The sequence below is a fragment of the Azonexus caeni genome (genome assembly GCF_048146105.1).
Classification (GTDB): Bacteria; Pseudomonadota; Gammaproteobacteria; order Burkholderiales; family Rhodocyclaceae; genus Azonexus; species Azonexus aromaticus_B.
In genome coordinates, this window is sequence record NZ_JBKJAD010000054.1 from 1 (window position 1) to 1,581 (window position 1,581).

Annotated in this window: 1 protein-coding gene; it reads right to left on the reverse strand. The window is 60.6% G+C overall.

Going from position 1 to position 1,581, the window contains the following annotated elements; genetic code table 11:
• Positions 1–82: 82 nt before the first annotated feature.
• Positions 83–1,300 carry an IS110 family RNA-guided transposase gene (locus tag ACLIIZ_RS21025; protein WP_416695645.1) on the reverse strand — a complete coding sequence of 406 codons (1,218 nt, stop codon included), beginning with the start codon at positions 1,298–1,300 and terminating at the stop codon, positions 83–85.
• Positions 1,301–1,581 lie beyond the last annotated feature (281 nt).

Consider the following 1,581-nt stretch of genomic DNA (forward strand, 5'->3'; position numbering starts at 1 on the left):
TTACCGTGAAAGCCCCGGCGCGATGGGCGATGATGTAGCTCCCTGCCGGGTAGGCGGGATAGCGAGGAGAAGACCGGTCTGGCTAGGCGGCTGCGGTTTCGGGCCAATAGCCGAAACGTTTCAGCGCCTTGAGCCAGCGTGGAGCATTTTTAGCCACGTTCGCCGCCGCGTAATCAATCCCCGAATCGTGATACGCCTGGCGGCGGGTGAGCATGAAGTAAATGGTACGAATGAGTTTATGAGCCAAGGCCACGATGGCTTTCTTGTGTCCGCGCCGAACCACGAGTCCCTGATATTTGGCCTTGAAGACCGACAGGGTACATCGGGCCGCATTGGCGACTTCGCAGAGCAAGGCGCGCAGCAAGCTGTTGCCCTTGCGCGTCTTGCCGCTTTTCCGCTTGCCCGCACTTTCGTTGTTGCCCGGACACAAGGCCGACCAGGAAGCGAGGCGCTGTGCGCTGCCAAAGCGGGTCATGTCATCGCCGATCTCGATCAGGATGGCGGCGGCCGCCATGGCATCAATGCCGGGAATTGTCTGCAGCAGCTCGAAGGCCCAGGCATAGGGTTGCATGGCCTCGGTCAGGTAGGCATCCAGTCGGTTCAAACGGGCTTCCTGTTCGCCGATATGGCCGCGCAGTTCGCGCAGCAACATCGTGTGACGGGGCGACAGGCCGCCATCGAGGGAGGCGAGGAGGTCTTCCTTGGAAGCCCGCAGGCGACCGGTGAGTTTGATCAGTTCGCTCGTGGGCAAACCGTCGATCAGGCCGTCGACAATGGCCTTCGCCGCCTTGCCATTGATGTCCGCGACGAGACCCCCCAGCTTGATGCCAGCATCGTCGAGCAGTTTGTGCAGCCGGTTCTTCTCGGCAGCCAGCATGGCGACCAGTTTCTTGCGGTAACGCGACACCAGACGCAGTTCGCGCAGATCCCCGGGTGGGATAAAACTGCCACGAACCAGGCCAAAACGCCCCAACTGGGCCAGCCACTCGGAATCGGCCACGTCCGTCTTGCGGCCGGGAACGTGTTTGACATGATGGGCATTGACCACCCAGGCTGGCACGCCGGCATTTTCCAAGTGAGCGTAGACGCTCTTCCAGTAAATGCCCGTACTCTCCAGAATGACCAATTCCACGCGCTGTTCCTGCAGCCAGCTGGCCAAGGTCTTGAGGTCACGCTTGAAGCCGCAAAACTCACGCTGCTGTTTGATGGTTTGGCCGCTGTCGTCCTCGATCAGGACGGTCACGACGTGTTTCATGCGATGCACGTCAATGCCGGCGACCCGTTTGTGAAGGGTTTCCATGATCCATCTCCTATGGCTAAACTGCACCGTGGGAGACGGCGGACAACCCGGCCAGTTACGCCTTGCGTCGGAAATCGGCGCAGGCCTCTTTACCGTGCGTCCTCTGCCAACAACGCAGGGAACAATCGGGGGTACGGACTGTCCAGGTCGGGTCCGGTTAGAGCGCGGGGTGTGGCCGCCAAATGTTAATCGACCTCTCGTCCACCCTCTCCCACCCGCACATCATCGCCCATCGCGCGGCTTTCATGTTCGGGGGCGAGACTCTGAATCATGATGGTTAG